General features: G+C 39.8%; 16 protein-coding genes and 1 pseudogene. 10 read left to right on the top strand and 7 right to left on the bottom strand.

Annotation, left to right across the window (positions count from 1 at the left end):
- Positions 1-6: 6 nt before the first annotated feature.
- Genes WNY98_RS12085 through WNY98_RS12075 form a run of 3 tightly spaced genes read right to left on the bottom strand, consistent with a single transcriptional unit; the run spans position 7 to position 2408 of the window.
- Positions 7-498: a tyrosine-protein phosphatase gene (locus tag WNY98_RS12085; RefSeq protein WP_342878017.1), complete on the bottom strand. Its 492-nt coding sequence runs from the start codon at positions 496-498 to the stop codon at positions 7-9.
- 38 nt (positions 499-536) lie between these two features.
- Positions 537-1553, bottom strand: coding sequence for an ACR3 family arsenite efflux transporter (gene arsB / locus WNY98_RS12080; protein WP_342878016.1), 1017 nt, complete (start codon positions 1551-1553; stop codon positions 537-539).
- Positions 1554-1586: 33 nt separating this feature from the next.
- A complete protein-coding gene (locus WNY98_RS12075) occupies positions 1587-2408 on the bottom strand; it encodes a metalloregulator ArsR/SmtB family transcription factor (RefSeq protein ID WP_342878015.1) in 822 nt (273 codons plus the stop codon).
- A gap of 456 nt (positions 2409-2864) precedes the next feature.
- On the opposite strand from WNY98_RS12075, the pseudogene WNY98_RS12070 reads away from it, so the two are divergent.
- Positions 2865-3119 (top strand): annotated as a pseudogene (locus WNY98_RS12070) (GreA/GreB family elongation factor); the annotation flags it as partial.
- A gap of 200 nt (positions 3120-3319) precedes the next feature.
- Positions 3320-3766, top strand: a complete 447-nt coding sequence (locus WNY98_RS12065) for a VOC family protein (RefSeq protein WP_342878014.1) — start codon at positions 3320-3322, stop codon at positions 3764-3766.
- Between the two features lie 16 nt (positions 3767-3782).
- On the opposite strand, the gene WNY98_RS12060 is transcribed toward WNY98_RS12065, so the two are convergent.
- Entirely contained in the window at positions 3783-5264 is a 1482-nt protein-coding gene (locus tag WNY98_RS12060; RefSeq protein WP_342878013.1) for an NAD(P)H-hydrate dehydratase, read from the bottom strand.
- A 239-nt stretch (positions 5265-5503) separates the two neighbouring features.
- On the opposite strand from WNY98_RS12060, the gene gmk reads away from it, so the two are divergent.
- From gmk to WNY98_RS12035, 5 genes are all read left to right on the top strand, one after another.
- Positions 5504-6124, top strand: coding sequence for a guanylate kinase (gene gmk / locus WNY98_RS12055; protein WP_342878012.1), 621 nt, complete (start codon positions 5504-5506; stop codon positions 6122-6124).
- A 125-nt stretch (positions 6125-6249) separates the two neighbouring features.
- Positions 6250-6525 carry a DNA-directed RNA polymerase subunit omega gene (gene rpoZ / locus WNY98_RS12050; protein ID WP_002958829.1) on the top strand — a complete coding sequence of 92 codons (276 nt, stop codon included), beginning with the start codon at positions 6250-6252 and terminating at the stop codon, positions 6523-6525.
- Between the two features lie 325 nt (positions 6526-6850).
- On the top strand, positions 6851-8956 hold the full coding sequence (spoT, locus tag WNY98_RS12045) for a bifunctional GTP diphosphokinase/guanosine-3',5'-bis pyrophosphate 3'-pyrophosphohydrolase (RefSeq protein ID WP_342878011.1): 2106 nt from the start codon (positions 6851-6853) through the stop codon (positions 8954-8956).
- Between the two features lie 12 nt (positions 8957-8968).
- Positions 8969-9361, top strand: a complete 393-nt coding sequence (locus WNY98_RS12040; RefSeq protein WP_024600049.1) for a RidA family protein — start codon at positions 8969-8971, stop codon at positions 9359-9361.
- A 150-nt stretch (positions 9362-9511) separates the two neighbouring features.
- A complete protein-coding gene (locus WNY98_RS12035) occupies positions 9512-11119 on the top strand; it encodes a FapA family protein (protein WP_342878010.1) in 1608 nt (535 codons plus the stop codon).
- Between the two features lie 40 nt (positions 11120-11159).
- On the opposite strand, the gene asnA is transcribed toward WNY98_RS12035, so the two are convergent.
- Positions 11160-12155: an aspartate--ammonia ligase gene (gene asnA, locus WNY98_RS12030; protein ID WP_342878009.1), complete on the bottom strand. Its 996-nt coding sequence runs from the start codon at positions 12153-12155 to the stop codon at positions 11160-11162.
- Positions 12156-12352: 197 nt separating this feature from the next.
- Between asnA and asnC the strand changes: the two genes are divergently transcribed.
- Genes asnC through recG form a run of 3 tightly spaced genes read left to right on the top strand, consistent with a single transcriptional unit; the run spans position 12353 to position 15679 of the window.
- Entirely contained in the window at positions 12353-12811 is a 459-nt protein-coding gene (gene asnC, locus WNY98_RS12025) for a transcriptional regulator AsnC (protein ID WP_002958822.1), read from the top strand.
- 41 nt (positions 12812-12852) lie between these two features.
- Positions 12853-13539: a tRNA (guanosine(18)-2'-O)-methyltransferase TrmH gene (trmH, locus tag WNY98_RS12020; protein ID WP_342878008.1), complete on the top strand. Its 687-nt coding sequence runs from the start codon at positions 12853-12855 to the stop codon at positions 13537-13539.
- A 58-nt stretch (positions 13540-13597) separates the two neighbouring features.
- The gene (gene recG / locus WNY98_RS12015; protein ID WP_294118822.1) at positions 13598-15679 is read left to right on the top strand and encodes an ATP-dependent DNA helicase RecG; all 2082 of its coding nucleotides are present in this window, start codon (positions 13598-13600) and stop codon (positions 15677-15679) included.
- Positions 15680-15876: 197 nt separating this feature from the next.
- Here the strand turns inward: recG and WNY98_RS12010 are convergent, their stop codons facing one another.
- Positions 15877-18009: an alpha-galactosidase gene (locus WNY98_RS12010; protein WP_342878007.1), complete on the bottom strand. Its 2133-nt coding sequence runs from the start codon at positions 18007-18009 to the stop codon at positions 15877-15879.
- A gap of 322 nt (positions 18010-18331) precedes the next feature.
- Positions 18332-19810, bottom strand: coding sequence for an SLC5 family protein (locus tag WNY98_RS12005; protein WP_342878006.1), 1479 nt, complete (start codon positions 19808-19810; stop codon positions 18332-18334).
- Positions 19811-19830 lie beyond the last annotated feature (20 nt).

The following is a 19830-nucleotide window of genomic DNA, read 5'->3' as shown; positions in this document are numbered from 1 at the left end:
AAATGTTTATAAATATGAATTAAAGTAATCGAGCTGAACAGAATTTTTAAGCGCTTTCGGTCGTATTTTTTGAACTTCTTCAATCACCTTTTCACCAGAGTAACCAAACGCTAATAAAATAAGTCCAATCACTAAGCCTGTTCTACCAGAGCCACCTTTACAGTGCACAGCAATGGTGCCTTGGTAATTTATCACGTCTAAGATGTTAGCCTTTTGAACACCCCACAGTGATTCAAAGGCTTGGCTTGGAGCGGCATCATCTAAAATAGGTAGTTGCACCCATTCAATGCCTTGTCTTTCACATTCAGTTGGTAAAGAAAGTGCATTATTTTTTTCCATTTCTTCATCAAACATCAAGGTAATAAGCATGTTAGTACCAGCTTGTTTAAGTGTTGAAATAGAATCAGATAAAGAAGTTTCCTTCGTGCCAGGGCACGGGGTAAATATAAGTTGAGCATCATTTTCAAGTGCTAAAATATCAAACGGATGTGTTTTCATTTTGTTTCCTAAAAGATGGATTTAAAGCGTTATAATTCTTATCTAAACCAATGTTGTGTTTTATTAACAAAATAAACTAAAGACAGCATAACGGGCACTTCAACGAGCACTCCAACAACGGTTGCCAGTGCTGCTCCAGAGTGAAGGCCGAAAAGAGATATAGCTACAGCGACAGCCATTTCAAAAAAGTTAGATGTTCCGATTAACGAAGCAGGGGCTGCAATGTTATGAGGTAATTTCATCCATTTTGCAGCTAAATACGCAATAACAAAAATACCGTATGTTTGAATAATTAAGGGAATAGCGATTAAACCGATGGTTTCAGGCTCAGACAAAATAGTATTAGCTTGAAAGCCAAACAATAAAACGACCGTGCCTAACAAGCCGATAACTGACCAAGGCTTTAACGTAGATAAAAAGCTATTTAGCTCTACTTCACCATGCCCTTTATTCAATATTTTACGTGTTACGACACCAGCAATTAATGGTAGGAGAACATAAAGTACAACAGAAATTACCAAGGTCTCCCAAGGCACTTGAATATCACTCACGCCCAGTAAAAATGCAGTAATGGGCGCAAAAGCAAATATCATTATCACATCATTCACTGATACTTGAACTAAGGTATAGTTTGGATCACCTTTAGTTAACTGCGACCATACAAATACCATTGCTGTACATGGAGCTACGCCTAATAAAATCATCCCAGCTATATATTCTTGAGCTGAAGTTGGATCAACTAAATCAACAAAGAGGAAATTAAAGAACAACCAGCCTAAACCTGCCATGGTAAATGGTTTAATAAACCAATTGATAACGATGGTTAAAACCAAGCCTTTAGGGTTTTTACCAACATCTTTTATCGCTGAAAAGTCAATTTGAACCATCATGGGATAAATCATTACCCAAATAAAAACAGCGACCACAATATTTACGTGTGCAATTTCAAGCTCAGCAATTGTTTGAAATGCATCAGGTTGCCATAAACCTAGAGCCACCCCAAGCGCAATGCTTAAGCCAACCCATACTGATAAATAACGTTCAAAAATACCCATTATTAAATCCTTTACTCATTCTTTATAGAAAATTTATTTACAGAAACTTGCTCGATCAGGTCTATTTTGCATGTTAGCTAAACGCTGAAGTTCGTTACTGATCATAGGAATATTATTTTCTGTTGTTTGTGCAATAACTGACTTAGCCCATAGTGGAAGTTCGGGGTTAATACGATAAAACACCCATTGACCATGTTTTCTATCGGTTATCACCTTAGCTTTCTTTAGAACAGCAAGGTTACGTGACATTTTAGGTTGGCTACCTTCATCCATAGCTTCCATTAGTTCGCAAACACAAAGTTCACCGTGGTAATGAGTCAACATTAGCGTTTTTAGTCTAATATCATCGGTTAGGCTTTTATAAAAAGAGAGGGGGTTAAAGCCATTAAGTTGATCATTTTGTGTGTTAACTACTGTTTGTGTAGCACCACGGCTGATATTTTTTTCTTCAACCAAAAGAAACATTGATAAGCGGTTATTAAGCTCATTTAATGTAGTAGAAAAAGGGTTATTGCCAGAACGTTCTTTTGGATCAGGAAAATCCCATGCTAATTGCATAACGGCATTGGGGTAGCTGCGACATTCATTATTGGCTTTGTTACATAAAGTAATAACATAATCAAAAACCTGACCTTCAAAGACATTCATATTTTTAGACACTAAATTATTAATATCTAAACCAAACTTCCCTAATGCATTAATAGCACGAGGATCAACTGTATCAGGCTGAGTACCTGCACTATAAACATCATACTTATCACCTGCTCTATGTCTTAGTAAGGCTTCTGCCATTTGAGACCGAGCCGAGTTTCCAGTACATAGAAAAAGGACTTTTTGTTTACTTATATTTTTCATGAGAAATCAACAACAATGAGCATACGAACTATTGTATATACGAATATTCGAATATACAACACCTTTGTTATATTTTACTCATTCATGAAGCTAGAAAACAACGTTGAAATATTAGGGCTTATTGATCTTTGTGGATTGAAATTTGTTCAATCTAGGGGTGATTAAATCGCGGCGCGAGGTTTGTAACCTAGTGGGCTAAGTAAAAACCGAGCAACAAAGAGTTAATTGTCCCTATAAAGAATCCAAAGGGCAGCGCATGTTCAACCACCAAAGATCAACACGCCCTAGTATAGATGAATGGTATCGATCAAATAAGCTGGCTATATCATGCGCACTATCACACGCTGATAACGATCCCAAATTAACCTTCTTGGTTCTGCATTATAATAAATACACTTTCTCTGTTTCATTTAGACGGTTCTTTAATTAATAATAAGGATAGCGTTGCATTCACCAGTTGTAACGATGAACTCAACTGTAAACTTTATTGTTGAGTCTTCTAAAGAACAGTTTACGTTAACCTTGGTGTACCCAAAAAATAGTAATTCTAGCGGCGATAAAATATCGATATTATCACCCGTTGGTAGCGCATTACTTGAGCTTTCACAAGGCGACGAAATTGAGTGGCCTAAACCGAGTGGCGGCTTAATAAAGGTAAAAATAAAAGAAGTAACCTATCAACCAGAACGTGCTGGTAAATTACACAGATAAACACTTTATGCACTTAGTACTGAGAATTCGATTTAAAGTAGACCCACCCTCGGCTGGGTTATGCTTATTAGTATAAAAACTATTGATATTGCTCAATTTATACCCATAACTAAGTTACATATTGGGAGCATATACCCTGCGTAATCGTTTAGTAATATGATAAAAAGCACATTTATTTAATAGTACGGAGTGAGCTAAACATGACTAAAGTTCAACAGCATATCGGCAGCATTGCATTAGTTGTTAAAGACTACGACGAGGCAATTGAGTTTTATACTCAAAAGCTCAATTTTGAGTTAGTCGAGGATACTGATTTAGGAGATGATAAACGCTGGGTGTTAATTTCACCTCCAAATTCAAACGGGGCTAATTCAAACGAGACTAATTCAAACGGGACTAATTCGAGCAGGGCTAATCTACTGCTTGCTAAAGCCACAACACCCGAACAGATAAGCGCTATTGGTAATCAAACGGGTGGTCGCGTGTTTTTATTTTTGCATACCAATGATTTTTGGCGAGATTATAATTTAATGCTTTCTAAAGGTGTTACATTTAACGAAGAACCTAGAGTAGAACCCTATGGCACCGTAGTGGTTTTTGAAGATTTATATGGTACACAATGGGATTTACTACAGCTTAATAATTAGCAAGATAAAGTGACGCTTAAACTCGCGTCACTTTATTAACTAACTCTCTTACAATTGGGAATAAATCACTGGGTAGCATTCCCCTTTGCCCGTCTCGCTCACTTGCGATATCACCGGCTTTAGCGTGCAGTGTTACACCATAGCGTGCTGCTTCATCAATAGTTAAACCTTGAGCAAGTAATGCACCAATAATACCAGTGAGTACATCGCCACTGCCGCCAACTGCCAATGCCGGGTTGCCATCTTCACATACCCACGTTTGCTCAGCGTTATCTATTAATGTTCCAGCGCCTTTTAATACACAAGTTGCTGTGTAGCGTTTGGCGCAAAGGCGAGCATAATTAAAACGATCAGATTCGATTTCGCTTGTGCTAACACTCAACAGTCGAGAGGCTTCACCGGGATGTGGAGTAAGTACGCATTGCTCTAACGTGTATGATGAAGCTTGCTTAGCCAGTAAATTAAGAGCGTCTGCATCTATAACCAATGGCATTTTATTGTTTTGGCAATATTGCATTACTTCATCGAATGTTTGTTGTGCCCACTCGTCTTGCCCAAGTCCTGGGCCAATAACAACGCAGCTTGCCCACTCTAGCGCTTGATGTAAGTTATTACTGCTCACCATAAGTTCTGGTCTGCCAATGCTAATAGGCGTTATTGAGCTTTCGTGTGTATACACTCTTACCATGCCAGCACCCGTTCTAAGAGCTGCTTCACTACTTAACCTAATTGCACCTGCAGTACCTTGATTGCCACCAACACATAAAAGTTTACCGTGGCTTCCTTTGTGACTATTAATTGCCCGCGTGGCTATTCCTTTAAAGCTATTGAAATTGACAAGGGTTCCTGAAGATTGCGCTATACAAGTAAATGCATCGCCAATTGCTAAATCATCAAATACTAACTTACCGCTATATTGTTTACCTGCTGTCGTTGTGAGCCCTTGCTTTATACCCACAAAGGTAACGGTTGAAGTTGCTTGTACTGCGCATCCTAAAGGCTGCCCTGTATTAGCCTCAATGCCTGATGGAATATCAATGCTTATTACGGGCTTACCACTGTTATTTACAGCCTTAATTATATTCGCAAAGTTATCACGCACTGCGCTTTTAAGCCCAGTACCAAGGAGAGCATCAATAACGATATTGCACTCATTAAGGGCATCTTTTGTAAAATGAGAAACCACCCCACCCGCTTCAATCCATAACTGCTGTGCTTTTGCTGCATCACCGGTTAATACTTTATTAGGCTCAGCTGCGCATACTGTTACCTCTTTACCTGATTGCATAATAAGCCTAGCTACAATGTAACCGTCTCCAGCGTTGTTACCATGGCCAACAATGACTAATGTATGCGGTGCATCAAATAACTGCCATTGCTTATAAACAGTTTCGCCTGCACGCTGCATTAGTGTAAATAAATCACAATGACTGTTTTTAGCCGCTAAAGCTTCATTGTCTCTTACTTGTTGTGCGGTAAATAAGGTTTTATTAAGCATAAAGGCTCCTTTACTAGGTGATACTTCACCTTATCAAATACTTATATCTAGCGGCTAGTTCTGTTGATAATTTTAAACTGCAATTTTATTTAAAGTCTAACACTCCCACTTCAACTTAGGCATGGCTCACTTGAACACGTCTAACTTGAGCAAGGTGAGCTAATTAAAGTACAATGCAGTTAATTAAAGGCTTGGCTTACTTGTAACCCAGGCCTGTTTATTTTTAGGTAGAGAAAAAAATGGCACAAACTCGCGGTAACTTATTTATTTTGTCAGCCCCTTCTGGTGCTGGTAAATCAAGCTTAATCAATGCGTTATTAAAAAAACACGCTGACATGAAAGTATCTGTATCACATACAACTCGCGCCCCTCGCCCAGGTGAAGAAAATGGCGTGCATTATCACTTTGTATCTACAGACGAATTTAAAGCGCTTATTGCCAAAGATGACTTTTTTGAATGGGCTCAAGTATTCGATAATTACTACGGCACATCAAAGCAAGCTATTGAGTCGCAACTTGATGCGGGTATTGATGTGTTTTTAGATATTGATTGGCAAGGCGCTCAACAAGTGCGCAAAATTATGCCAAGCGTACAAACTATTTTTATACTACCTCCTTCAAAAGAAGAATTAGAGCAACGCTTAAATAACCGTGGCCAAGATTCGGCTGAAGTTATTGCCTCTCGTATGGCAAAAGCACAATCTGAAACATCACATTATAACGAATACGACTTTGTAATTGTTAATGATGACTTTGAGAGCGCACTTGCCGACATAGAAACAATTGTAATGGCTCTGCGCTTAACGCTAAAAACCCAAGAAGATCGTCATCAAGTTTTACTAAATAGTCTGCTTAAATAATTTAAGCCTACTTAAATTAGGCTTAGGCAAGTAAAACTGATAAAAATTGAACACTGGCTATTGGCGAAAGTGGCTCCTTGGAGTAAACTACGCCTTTGCTTTTAAATTATTTTTGGAGTGCTGTGATGGCCCGCGTAACAGTTGAAGATGCAGTAGATGCAGTTGGTAATCGTTTTGACTTAATTTTAGTTGCGGCTCGTCGTGCCCGCCAAATTGCTGTTGGTGGTAAAACTCCACTAGTAGACCCTGAAAACGATAAGCCAACGGTAGTTGCTTTACGTGAAATTGAATTAGGTTTAGTTGATAGCTCTTCAATGGACTTAATTGACCGTGAAGAACAACAACACCAAGAAGCAGCAGAATTAGCTGCTGTTGCTGCCATTGTTGGTGGCAACCAATAATCGACCTCCCGGTCTGATTTAGCCAACGGCGCAGTATTTCTACTATAGCCGTTGGCAATCCTTTCATTTCATCGTATATTCGTAACTTACCTAATTTGCTTCACTAGGGCTGTCTATCTTTCGAGGTTAAATTTGCAGTAGTATGCTTGCATAAATGCCAAACATGAGCTGCCCAAAGGGTTCTGCCTAGGGGCAATTTACTCTTTGTTGCTCGATTTTTACTTAGCCCGCTAGGCTAAAAACCTCGCGCCGCGATTAAATCGCCCCTAGATTGAACAAATTTTAATCCTGAAAGGTCAACAGGCCCTAGAACATTGGAGTGTGAATGTATCTTTTTGAAGGTCTTAAAAAGAAAATTTCAGAATACTTGCCCGCTGCTGATGTAGAGCTGGTTCAAAAATCTTACGTGGTAGCCCGAGAGGCCCATGAAGGACAAACTCGCTCAAGTGGCGAACCTTATATTACTCATCCTGTTGAAGTAACCCAAATTCTTGCAGGCATGCATCTTGACCATGAAACGCTCATGGCCGCGCTAATGCACGATGTAATTGAAGATACTGATTTTAGCCAACAAGATTTAGCCGAAATTTTTGGCGAAACAGTGGCAGAACTCGTTGAAGGTGTAAGTAAGCTCGATAAACTTAGCTTTAAAGATAAAAAAGAATTCCAAGCCGAAAACTACCGTAAAATGATCATGGCAATGACTCAGGATATTCGAGTTATTTTAATCAAGCTTGCTGATAGAACACACAATATGCGTACCTTAGGGGCACTGCGCCCAGATAAGCGCCGCAGAATAGCACGTGAAACGCTTGAAATTTACGCGCCAATAGCAAACCGTTTAGGTATCCACGATATTAAAAATGAGCTTGAAGACTTAGGTTTTCAAGCTTTATATCCTATGCGTCATCGCGCACTTAAATCTGAAGTAGCAAAAGCGCGTGGTAATCGCAAAGAAGTTATCACTAATATCCAACACGAAATAGAAGCACGTCTTGAAGAGTCAGGCATTAAAGCGACTGTGTCAGGCCGTGAGAAACATTTATATAGTATTTATAAAAAAATGCTTAATAAAGAACTGCTATTTAACGAAGTTATGGATATTTACGCGTTTAGAATTGCAGTTGATTCTATGGATACGTGTTATCGCGTATTAGGTGTGGCTCATAGTCTTTATAAGCCTATAGAAACACGCTTTAAAGATTATATTGCAGTACCAAAAACTAACGGTTACCAATCGCTTCATACTTCATTAGTTGGCCCACACGGAATACCTGTTGAGATTCAGATTCGTACTCACGATATGGATCAGATGGCCGACAAAGGTGTAGCGGCGCACTGGATGTATAAAAAATCAGGTGATGGTGCAGGTAATACTTCGCAGCAACGTGCTCGCCAATGGATGCAAAGCTTATTAGAGCTTCAGCAAAGTGCGGGTTCATCGTTTGAATTTATTGAAAATGTAAAAACTGAGCTATTCCCAGAAGAAATTTACGTATTTACACCTGATGGTCGTATTGTTGAGCTACCAATGGGCGCTACCGCAGTCGATTTTGCGTATGCAGTTCATACTGATGTAGGCAACACTTGTGTAGGCGCACGCGTTAATCGCAAGCCACATCCTTTAAGTAGGCCATTAGATACAGGGCAAACCATAGAGATAATAACAAGCTCAGGTGCCCACCCTAATGCAACATGGCTAAACTTTATTGTTACTGGTAAAGCACGCTTAGGTGTTCGTAATTACCTTAGAAGCCAGCATCATGAAGAAGCTATGCTTTTAGGGCGTCGTTTACTTGATTCGGCATTAGGCGAAAACAAACTAGATAGTATTGCTGATGAAAATATAGCGAGAGTACTTGAAGAACACGAACTCTCCACAGTTTTAGAGTTGTTGGTAGAAATTGGCTCTGGTAACTTAATGAGCATGTTAATTGCCAAGCGCTTATTGCAAAATGACAATGACGATTTAACTGATATAACAAACCAAGCCAAAGCAACCATTATTGGTACTGAAGGCATGTTAGTGAATTACTCTAAGTGCTGCCGACCTGTACCTGGTGATGCTATTACAGCTCATGTAAGCCAAGGTAAGGGCCTGACCGTTCACCGCCAAGAATGTAAAAACATTCGTGGCTGGGAAAATGAGCGCTCTAAATACTTAGTTGTAAAATGGGACGATAACCCAGAGAAAGAATATATTGCAGCTCTGAGAGTTGAAATTATTAATCATCAAGGGGCTCTGGCTAAATTAACCAATGTTGTTACTACAACCCAAGCCAATATTGTAGAAATTACCACCGATGAAAAAGAAAGTAATTTATACGTGATAGATTTAGGGGTTACCGTTAAAAACCGTATCCACGTTGCCAACATTATGCGCCGCATTCGCGTTATGCCTGATGTGCAAAAAGTCTATCGTAAAAAATAAAATAGGAAACACATGAATAAAGCATTTATCTCTACCGACAAAGCACCTGCAGCTATTGGCACCTACAGCCAAGCAGTTAAAGTAGGTACCGCTGTTTATTTATCTGGTCAAATTCCACTAGTTCCAGAAACGATGGAAATGATTTCAGAAGACTTTAGCGAACAAACGCATCAAGTATTTAAAAATATTACTGCGGTATGTGAAGAAGCAGGCGGAAAAATCCAAGACTTAGTTAAAATCAATATTTACCTAACAGATCTATCTAACTTCGCCACTGTAAATGAAGTAATGAGCCAATACTTTAAACAACCTTACCCAGCGAGAGCTGCATTAGGTGTTCGTGCACTCCCAAAAGGTGCACAAGTTGAAATAGACGGAATAATGGAATTACCTTCTACCAATTAAGTATTACAGGCTATAGAGCTTCTCTATAGCCTTTATTTTCTCGCTCCGCACTTCGTTTTCTCTGACTTCTTGACTCAAATGTAAATTTCTAGCAATCTAGTTGTGTTTTAAAAAACAAACTTAACTTAAGTAGTAAAAAAGGATTAACTCGTGTTTAAGCTTGCCAACAATGGAAATGTTTTACTTGATGTAAAAGAACATATTCCTCCCAGCGCTGCATTTATTTTAGAGGCTCTCGAAAAGTCAGCTTTTTGCGACTGTAAAATAGATCATGACGCTATTAATGATTTTTTTAAAAACGAAAACACACAACAAACTTTGGTTGTAGCAACAAAACACAATGCCACTTTAAATGTAACCATTAGCGACGATAAAATGCTGGCTATTGGCGAGCTAACGCTTGCCCAAGGTGGAAAGTTATTAAGCTTAGAAGATGCAAAAAAACAACTCGTTAAAGCAGGTATTGTGCGTGGCTATAAACAAGCATTTTTAGAACAGCTTCTGCAAAAACAATCTGAACACTCTGCGGGATCTTTAGTTAAGGGGATATTAGCTAAAGGTAGACTCCCAAGCGATGGTTTAGCCACTAAACTAATAACAACGGTAGAAACTTTAAAAGATCGTTTAAAAGCGCCCAAACTCAAAGAAGACGGCAGTGTGGACATGCGCGACTTTGGCAAGCTTGCAAGCGTAGAGCCTGGCTCTGTGCTTATTCGCCAACAACCAGCAACTCCCGGTAAAGAAGGATTTACCGTAATAGGTGACATACTGCCTGCAAAACCCGGAGAAAATAAACAATTAGTGGCTGGTGAAGGCACTGAAATATCAAAAATGAATCCGCTTGAGTTAGTCTCTACTATTGCTGGTGTTCCGGTTGAAATTAATAATGGCATGCGTGTCGACGATATTTTTACCATTTCAGATGTAAATGTAAAAAGCGGCCATATTGACTTTCAAGGCAGTGTTATTGTTACTCGCAATATAGACCCAGGTATGAAAGTAACTGCCAAAGGCGATATTACTATATTTGGCACGGTTGAATCTGGCGAGCTTACCGCAGGCGGAAACATCACTGTTAAACAAGGTATTATTGGCCATCAAAAAGTGGATAGTAAATCACTTTCTTGCAAACTAATTGCGCTGGGTGATATTCATGTATCTCACTCACAGTATTGCTATCTAGAAGCAAATAATATTTTTATTGAGCGTCAAACAAGCCATTGTGTAATGAAAGCTAAGCGTTTACTGCAAGTAGGCCAACCAGACTTACCTAAGGGTAAAATATTTGGTGGCGAAATACTTGATGCAACAACTCTCATTGCTGGCGAAATAGGGAATGAATCAGGCGCTAAAATGATTATTAACCTAGCGGCTTCTGGCGCCGAAATAACCGCTGATACTGATAATTGCTTTAAAGACTTAGCTAAAACAGATGCACAGCTAGACACGTTGCAAGCAGCACTAGAAAAAACTGATTTAGTGAAAGATGCCGAAAAGAAAAAACTATTAATTACTAAAATTGGTGCTACTCAAAAGCATTATTGTGAGCAGGCAGAGCAATTAGAAAAACGTCTTTCAAACTTAGATCACGACTTACACGATTTACTTAACGACGCTAATTTAGCGGTAAATTCTGTTTTGCATTCAGGTGTAGAGATTCATATTTTTGATAAAGTACTTAAGACAATCCGTAATTACCCTCCGTGCAACGTTAAGCTATTGAATAACAAAATTGAAATAGAGTTTAAAACAAGCTAAGAACAGAGTGCTCTATTGAGCACTCAAATTAATTCATGTTTTAAAGTAAACCACTTACCTCAACATGTGTTTGCTGCGGCCATACACCCACTTGTACTTGACCAATATGCTGCTTTTGTAGCAATAGCATCGCTAAGCGCGACTGCCCTATTCCACCGCCAATTGTTTGCGGGAATTTACTTTGTAGTAGCGCTTTATGCCAATCAAACTCTAAACGGTCTTCATCTCCAGTTGTACTTAACTGTGCTTTTAAAACTTCAGGGCTTACACGTATACCCATTGATGATATTTCAAATGCATCTTCAAGCACTGGGTTCCATACTAAAATATCGCCATTTAAACCCATATATTGATCGCATGTTGGTGTAGACCAATCATCGTAATCTGGGGCTCTTACATCATGGATTTTGCCATCTCCAAGCGCGCCACCTATACCAATTAAAAATACAGCACCATATTCTTGTGCAATGGCTTTTTCGCGTTGCTTAGCACTAAAGTCAGGATACATTTTACGTAGCTCCTCACTGTGCACAAACTTAATATCGTCCGGTAAAAAAGGCGTTAAACCATAAGACTCACTTACAAAAGCTTCCGTCTCTTTTATCCCTTTATAAATAGACTGAACAGTTTGCTTTAGTGTTGCCAGCGAACGTTCTGTCGTTTCGCTAATTACTTTTTCCCAATCCCACTGATCAACATATACAGAATGAATAGGACTTAATGAATCTTCATCTGGGCGCAAGGCCTTCATTTGAGTGTAAATACCCTCACCAATACTAAAGCCATAAGTAGCCAGTGTTTTACGTTTCCACTTAGCCAATGAATGCACCACTTCGTAGCGGCTATCTGTAATCGCTTTCACATTTACAGCAACTGCGTTTTCATGGCCGCTTAAGTTATCTTGCGTGCCATCGCCCACTTTAGCCAAAATTGGGGCTTGAACCTCAACCAGCCCAAGTTGGGTTTCTAGTTGTTGTGAAAAAAATTGCTTAACTTTACTTATTTGCTGCTGTTGCTGCACATAGTGTGAACTCATAATAATTGGCCTCATTCCCAGTTATTGTTACTTGCTTAATTGATAAAAAGCGCTCTAACTAGCGCCCTTAATGAAGTTAATGTAACGATTTAAAGGATTAATTCAATATCCCACAACAAAAATAGCCTTAATATATAAAAAACATTAATTAAGTGGTATAAAAACCATATATTCGATAATTTTATGAGAGAAATATAATGGAAAATTATTTAATCGATAATCTCGATAAACAGATACTTCATGCGTTAATGGCAAATGCCCGTACTGCGTACGCCGAATTAGCAAAAAGATTTAATGTAAGCGCGGGGACAATTCACGTAAGAATTGAAAAAATGAAGCAAGCAGGGATCATTACAGGAACTCAATTAACGATTAATACTAAACAGCTAGGCTACGATGTGTGTTGCTTTATAGGTATTAATTTAAATAACGCACGTGATTACCCGCAAACGCTTATAAAGCTAGAAGCATTGGAGGAAGTGGTAGAGGCTTATTACACAACAGGTAACTACAGCATATTTATAAAGGTAATGACAAAATCCATTGATCACTTACAAGATGTGCTGATTAATAAAATACAGGCAATAGAAGCAATCCAATCAACAGAAACACTTATTTCTCTACAAAACCCAATTAGCCGTACGGTAATGCCTTAACTGTAAAAATCTCGTATAATTGCCGAAAAAAGAGGATAACCATGCAGCAAACTCGCTATCAAAGAATCGAAGACGTACTTTCGCGCCGTCAAACAGACTTAACCGTGTGCTTAGAAGACGTGCATAAACACCATAACTTATCGGCAATAGTACGAAGTGCTGATGCAGTTGGTTGCCATCACGTACATGCTGTATGGCCTGAAAAACAAAAATGGCTAACAAACAATACCTCGGGTGGCAGTAAAAACTGGCTAGAGACGCACCTGCATAGAAATATTGATGATGCTGTAGTGGCAATGCGTGAAAGCAATCCAGAAATACAGATATTAGCGACTCACCTGTCAGAAGATGCCGTTGATTTTAGAGAAGTAGATTACACCAAGCCAACGGCTATTATTGTTGGACAAGAAAAAACAGGGATATCAGAAAAAGCCCTAGAACATGCCGATCAAAATATTATTATTCCAATGCAAGGCATGGTGCAATCGCTAAATGTTTCGGTTGCTGCTGCGCTAATATTGTTTGAAGCACAGCGCCAACGAGAGCTGGCTGGTTTATATAATAGAGATATGCTGAGCGCCGAAGTTAAGCACCCACTTTACTTTGAAGGTTGCCATCCTATTATTGCAAGGCAGTGTAAACAAAAAAAATTACCCTACCCAGCACTTGATGAAAACGGCGAAATCGTCGCTGATGAGCAATTTTGGCAAGCTTTAAAACATACTTGATGGACTAAAACTCTGTAAGTACACTTAACTTACTCACAAATAATAAGATTGATACAATTTGTCTAAACCTAGCTTAAATCAATACCCAATTACAGAGCTCAAAGGGGTCGGCCCAAAAATGGCTGAGCGTTTGCTAAAGCTAGGTATTTTAACTGTGCAAGATATGCTTTTTCATTTGCCACTTCGCTACGAAGATCGTACTCGCTTATACGCGATTAGCGAGTTGTCACTGCATAGCCACGTAAGTGTTGAAGCCACAATTGAAACAAGCCAAATAACGTTTGGTAAAAGGCGCATGCTTGTTTGCCAAATCAATGATGGTACTGGCAGGCTAACACTACGATTTTTTAATTTTACCGCCGCACAAAAGAACGCATTTAGTGCAGGTAAAATAATACGTTGTTTTGGTGAGATACGCCGAGGCCGTGTTGGCTTTGAAATGAGTCATCCTGAATACAGCATCAGCGATACCTCTAACGAGCAGCCGGTAGCGACGACATTAACGCCCGTTTATTCAACAACCGAAGGTTTAAAGCAGCTATCGATTAGAGCTTTAAGCGAACAGGCTATTGATTTACTACACAAATATTCAGTAGAAGAACTGCTGCCTTCAAAATGGCAGCTATCAAGTATGGCGTTAAGCGACGCCTTATTATTGCTGCATCGCCCACCTAATGATGTTGATGTAACTGCATTAGAACAAGGTACTCACCCTGCTCAACAGCGCCTTGTATTTGAAGAATTACTTGCACAAAATCTCAGCTTATTAAAAGTAAGAGAGCAAGGGCAACAAGTTAAAGCCGTAGCATTAAATCCGGTCAACACATTAGAAAGCCAATTTTTAGAGCAACTTCCTTTTGCACCCACAAATGCGCAAAGCCGCGTAGTTGCTGAAATTAAAGGTGACATGCAACACGCGTATCCCATGATGCGTTTAGTACAAGGCGATGTAGGCTCAGGTAAAACCCTAGTAGCAGCACTTAGTGCACTAACAGCCATTGCCCAGGGCTTTCAAGTAGCTTTAATGGCACCTACTGAAATTTTATCAGAGCAACATGGTGTTAATTTTACAACGTGGTTTAATCAACTAGGTATAACAGTTGCGTGGCTTGGCGGTAAAACAAAGGGCAAAGAGCGCGTAGCAACACTTGAAAAAATCGCCTCTGGTGAGGCGCAAATGATTGTAGGTACTCACGCTTTATTCCAAGATGAAGTTAAGTTTAATAACTTAGTGCTTATCGTTATTGACGAACAACACCGCTTTGGTGTCCACCAGCGTTTATCACTACGCGAAAAGGGTAAGTTTGGTGATTGCTACCCTCATCAACTAGTTATGACCGCAACACCTATCCCACGTACGCTTGCTATGACCGCCTACGCCGACTTAGAAACTTCTGTGATTGACGAGCTGCCACCAGGGCGTACGCCAATCACAACAGTGGCACTTCCTGATACTCGCAGAGACGATATTATTGCTCGCGTTAAATTAGCGTGTAACGAGCAAGGCCGCCAGGTTTATTGGGTCTGTACACTTATTGATGAATCTGAAGTACTGCAATGCCAAGCAGCGGAGGACAGCGCACTGCAGTTAAAAGAAGCGCTACCAGAGCTAAATGTTGGTTTAGTACATGGCCGAATGAAATCAGCTGAAAAACAAGCCATTATGAGTGAGTTTAAAGCAGGTAATATACATGTTTTAGTTGCCACTACGGTTATTGAAGTTGGTGTAGATGTCCCTAATGCGAGCTTAATCATTATAGAAAACCCCGAGCGCTTAGGTTTAGCACAGCTGCATCAGTTACGTGGGCGAGTTGGCCGTGGCGCTACGGCATCGCATTGCGTGCTTTTATACCACGCACCATTGTCTCACACCGCTCAAAAGCGATTAGGAGTACTACGCGATAGTAACGATGGTTTTGTGATAGCTGAGCGCGATTTAGAAATTCGTGGCCCTGGTGAAGTACTTGGTACAAAACAAACAGGTTTAGCCGAGTTTAAAATTGCCGACCTTACCCGCGATAAGCACATACTTAACCAAGTAAGACCGATTGCACAGCAAATGCTTAAGCAACACCCTGAAGCTGTTGACCCACTAATTCAACGCTGGTTGGGTAATAAGCAAAATTACGCGCAAGCGTAACCACTCTATTTTCGATACTTTTGAGTTTACTAAGTTAATTTACTAAATTAGCTTACTCAGTTAGAGATGCTAAATTTATTCGTTTGCATTTACTAAGGATATAAAAAAGTCAGCTCTAAACAATATAGAGCTGACTACTCATATCTAAGCTAAGCAGCATAAAAGCGATTAGCGCCTTTTACTGCTCTTAGTTAAATTTAAGCTTTATTAAGCTCAAATATAAGCGATGTTTGCGGGAATGATATTGGCATTTGTAAACCAAACTGCATTAGCGCTTCACCTGTAAATGTTTGACCATTTACCGCAGCAATAGAAGATGGGCGATACTCTTCAAATTTTACCGGCCACACTAAATTAAGTGTGTACTGCGCATCGCCATCTAGGCCAACAAAACGTAATTTATTAGGCGCTGTACGCGGTGTTTCGCGAACGCTGTTATACGCAAATAACGCTTTTGTTTTTTGCTCATCGATTAAACCAAAGTTAATTGATAAATCGTCGCTATCTAGGCGGTATAAATCGGCAGCATGAATAAACTCACGATGCTCTTTATGAAGTGCTATTGCCGCTTTAAGTGCGTTGTATTCGTGATCGGTCAGTTCACGTGGGTCCATTTCAATGCCCATGTGGCCAAACATTGATACCGCAGCACGCATTTCAATACTTACATTACGCCCTGTGATATGACAATCGCGTGGGCCTACGTGTGCACCCATAACCGACGATGGAAAGAAGAACGAACATCCACGCTGTATTTCAAGGCGGTCAAGCGCATCGTTTGAATCTGACGTCCATACACGGTCCGTGTGTGCAAGTACGCCGTAATCTACACGTGCACCACCTGACGAACAGCTTTCTATTTCAAGCCCTGGGTGCGCCGCTTTAATACGGTCAATTAAACGATAAAGTGCTAATGTTTGCTGGTGCACTGCTGGCTTACCATCAAAATTACCCGCATGGTTAATATCGCGGTTCATGTCCCATTTAATGTACTTAATAGTTGGGTATTCAACTAAAATATCGTCGATGGCTTTGTATAGGTACTCAACAACCTCAGAGCGCGTTAAATCAAGTACTAGCTGATTTCTAAAGCTTAACTGTTCGTTGTTTTCAGATCCTAAAACCCAATCTGGATGCGCGCGGTATAAATCACTATCTGGGTTAACCATTTCTGGTTCAAACCAAATACCAAACTCCATACCTAAGCTATTCACATGATCAATAACGGGTGATAAACCATCTGGGTAAATTTTATAATCTACTGTCCAATCACCTAAACCAGCGTTATCGCCACGGCGGCCTTTAAACCAACCATCATCAAGTACAAAACGTTCAATGCCTAACGGCGCTACTTTGTCGGCTAGTTGCTTAAGCGTATCTACATCGTGATCAAAGTATATACCTTCCCATGTGTTGTAATGCACAGGGCGTGTTTTTTCACGCTGTGCTTGGCTAAGTAAATTAGCTTTAACAAAACGATGAAAATTACGAGAAAGCGCACTAAAACCTTCACTCGAAAACGAGCCATAAATGCTCGGGCTTTGATACGTTTGACCTTTAGCAAGCGTAAGCTCACCAGGAAGTAATAGCTCACCCATTTGTACATAACGACGACCTTCAGCTAAAAGCTCTGCGCGTAGTTTATTATTGCCACTCCAACCTAAATGAAAGCCGTAACATTCGCCGTGTTGCTCGCCTGCATTTTCGTTATGCACTAATAAACCAGGAAACACATCGTGTGATGTTTTGCCTTTACGGTTTTCGCGAACAAAACTGCCTAAAACTAAATCAACCGATTGACGTTGAAATTCATTTGACCAACGACCTTCAAAGCTCACTATTTTGCTTACGCTATCTGGTAGCTGAAATGTTGGTGCTGCGCAAAAGTTCACGCTTAGCGGTAAGTCGCCTAAATTAGTTAATACAGTATGTGCGCTTAGTACATCAGTGTTTTTATCAAGTGTAATGCTGTGCACTACTTCAATACCACGAAGCTTATCTACGCTTACAAACTCAACGGTCGCACTTGAAGGCTGTCGCACTTCTTGAAGCTCTGGCCCTACTGACCATGCGATTGAGTCGTTTACTAGCTCAAGCCCTGGCGCACCAGTAAAGCCCTCACCTAGTAATGGAGATAGAGAAATAGGCGCTTCTTGAACCACGGCACATTTTACTTCTTGACGCGTAGCAAGCTGAGTTAGCATTGTTTCTGTTGTTTGCTCAGATAGGCGTTTACCAAAGTACAGTAACGCCGGTGTTTTGCTCTGGCAGTCGAAAATAACGGTGCTGTTTACACTGTCTAATCGATAAAATGATTTAGTGTCGGCCATGATTCTCCTATCCTCTTGTTCATTGTGTGAGTTATAAATATAACGAAAATTAGTAAGCTACACTATGTACTAAATGTATCTCATTGCTTGAGTCACAATCTATCAGACAGTGACATTCAATAATAATAGTATATATCATATAAATTAGATTTTGATAGTCTTTACATCGCAAATAGTCAGATAAACTCACTGGAAGTACCACTGTAATAAAAAGTATTAAACTAACCTTAGCTTTGAAGTTGTCATGTTGCTTTTAATACATATAAAAAAATCGGCCAGAGTTTCCCCATGACCGACTTTGTCAGCTTAAACTATTTATACGTTATTTTTGTACTTGTGCTTGGCCTGCGTCATCAAGTGCCGGTGTTTTACCTGCCCACTGCGCATTTAAACCAAATACCACTTTATTTACTATCAATGCAAAGGCTACACATACAATCAGTGTAATTGGCATTAAGTGAATGTAATGAATGTCAGTATGTAGTGGTGAGTTTGCAAATGTAAGCATGCCATACATAACCACACCTAAAATTACTGCAGCAATACCCGCTCGTGCATCCACATTTTTAAATAATAAGCCCACTACAAAAATAGAGAATATAGGCATACTTAATAAGCCATTTAATTGCTGTAGTAAGTTAATAATGCTATCTGCTTGCTGGTAAATTGGTACAAGTACCAGTGTTAAACTTGTTAGTAGCAATGTTACGTAACCACTTAGCTTTACAACACTTGGCTCTTTATTAAAGTACGCTTCGTGAATGTCACACACATATAGTGCTGTAGCTGAATTTAATAAGCTGTTGTAAGTAGAGAGTACAGCTGCTGCCATTGCCGCTGCGAACACACCGGTTAACCATGCTGGCATTACATCACCCACAATTCGACCATAAGCAGCGTCGCCAATATCGCCATAAAGTTTAAACGAAATAATACCCGGTAATACCACAATTGCAGGGACGATTAAAAAGCGAATACCCGCTGCGGCAAATATACCTTTTTGCGCTTCTTTAACATTAGGTGCTGCCATTGCTCGTTGTGTAATTGTTTGGTTAGTACCCCAGTAATACATTTGAATAAAGATCATACCGGTTAAAAGTGTTGGCCACGGAATAGGTGAGTCAGTATCGCCTATGAGTGTTAAGCGCTCCTCAGGAATACCCGTAAAGTCATAATCAATCGCATTAAGTGCTAAAAACACGACTAAAACAGCCATACCTAGTACAAGTATGCCATTGTAGGTATCCGATACAGCAACAGCTCGCAGGCCGCCAAAAAACGCATAAATAGCACCTACAATGGCAAATGCGGTGGCAATATACATTAGCGGAATATCAACCTTAAACATGGTTTGCATAAACAGCGCACCTGAGTAAATTACCGCTGGCATGTAAATAAGTGCATTACCTAAAAAGAATAATCCCCCAATAACAGCGCGAATATGTTTGTTGTTATAGCGCTTTTCTAAAAGCTCTGTGGTCGTTGTACAGTTGTATTTATAATAAACAGGAATAAACACTTTGGCTAAAATAATTAAGCCAATAATCGCCGCAAGCTCCCACCAAACAAGCAAAGCCATTTGGTTACCATTCATACCCACTAGTTGGTCGGTACTTAAGTTAGTAAGTGTTATTGAACCTGCAACAAACATCCAAGTAAGGCCACCGCCCGCTAAAAAATACTCTTTGGTTTGGCTTTGTCCGTTATTACGATTTTGGCCTCGGCATTTCCAATAAGTAAGGCCACCAATTAAAGCGGTGACAAAAACAAAAACCACCAGCTGTAAAATGTTATCTGACATGTGTGTGTCTCCTACGCGTT

Origin of the sequence: Pseudoalteromonas sp. AS71, from assembly GCF_038900275.1 — a bacterium.
Classification (GTDB): Bacteria; Pseudomonadota; Gammaproteobacteria; order Enterobacterales; family Alteromonadaceae; genus Pseudoalteromonas.
This window is presented reverse-complemented; position numbering and strand designations above follow the sequence as displayed.

Coding starts and splice junctions, on each gene's coding strand:
- WNY98_RS12085 (WP_342878017.1), bottom strand. CDS start 498: ATGAAAACACATCCGTTTGATATTTTAGCACTTGAAAATGATGCTCAA.
- trmH (WP_342878008.1), top strand. CDS start 12,853: ATGCAGCAAACTCGCTATCAAAGAATCGAAGACGTACTTTCGCGCCGT.
- WNY98_RS12005 (WP_342878006.1), bottom strand. CDS start 19,810: ATGTCAGATAACATTTTACAGCTGGTGGTTTTTGTTTTTGTCACCGCT.
- asnC (WP_002958822.1), top strand. CDS start 12,353: ATGGAAAATTATTTAATCGATAATCTCGATAAACAGATACTTCATGCG.
- spoT (WP_342878011.1), top strand. CDS start 6,851: ATGTATCTTTTTGAAGGTCTTAAAAAGAAAATTTCAGAATACTTGCCC.
- WNY98_RS12065 (WP_342878014.1), top strand. CDS start 3,320: ATGACTAAAGTTCAACAGCATATCGGCAGCATTGCATTAGTTGTTAAA.
- rpoZ (WP_002958829.1), top strand. CDS start 6,250: ATGGCCCGCGTAACAGTTGAAGATGCAGTAGATGCAGTTGGTAATCGT.
- WNY98_RS12010 (WP_342878007.1), bottom strand. CDS start 18,009: ATGGCCGACACTAAATCATTTTATCGATTAGACAGTGTAAACAGCACC.
- arsB (WP_342878016.1), bottom strand. CDS start 1,553: ATGGGTATTTTTGAACGTTATTTATCAGTATGGGTTGGCTTAAGCATT.
- asnA (WP_342878009.1), bottom strand. CDS start 12,155: ATGAGTTCACACTATGTGCAGCAACAGCAGCAAATAAGTAAAGTTAAG.
- WNY98_RS12075 (WP_342878015.1), bottom strand. CDS start 2,408: ATGAAAAATATAAGTAAACAAAAAGTCCTTTTTCTATGTACTGGAAAC.
- WNY98_RS12040 (WP_024600049.1), top strand. CDS start 8,969: ATGAATAAAGCATTTATCTCTACCGACAAAGCACCTGCAGCTATTGGC.
- gmk (WP_342878012.1), top strand. CDS start 5,504: ATGGCACAAACTCGCGGTAACTTATTTATTTTGTCAGCCCCTTCTGGT.
- WNY98_RS12060 (WP_342878013.1), bottom strand. CDS start 5,264: ATGCTTAATAAAACCTTATTTACCGCACAACAAGTAAGAGACAATGAA.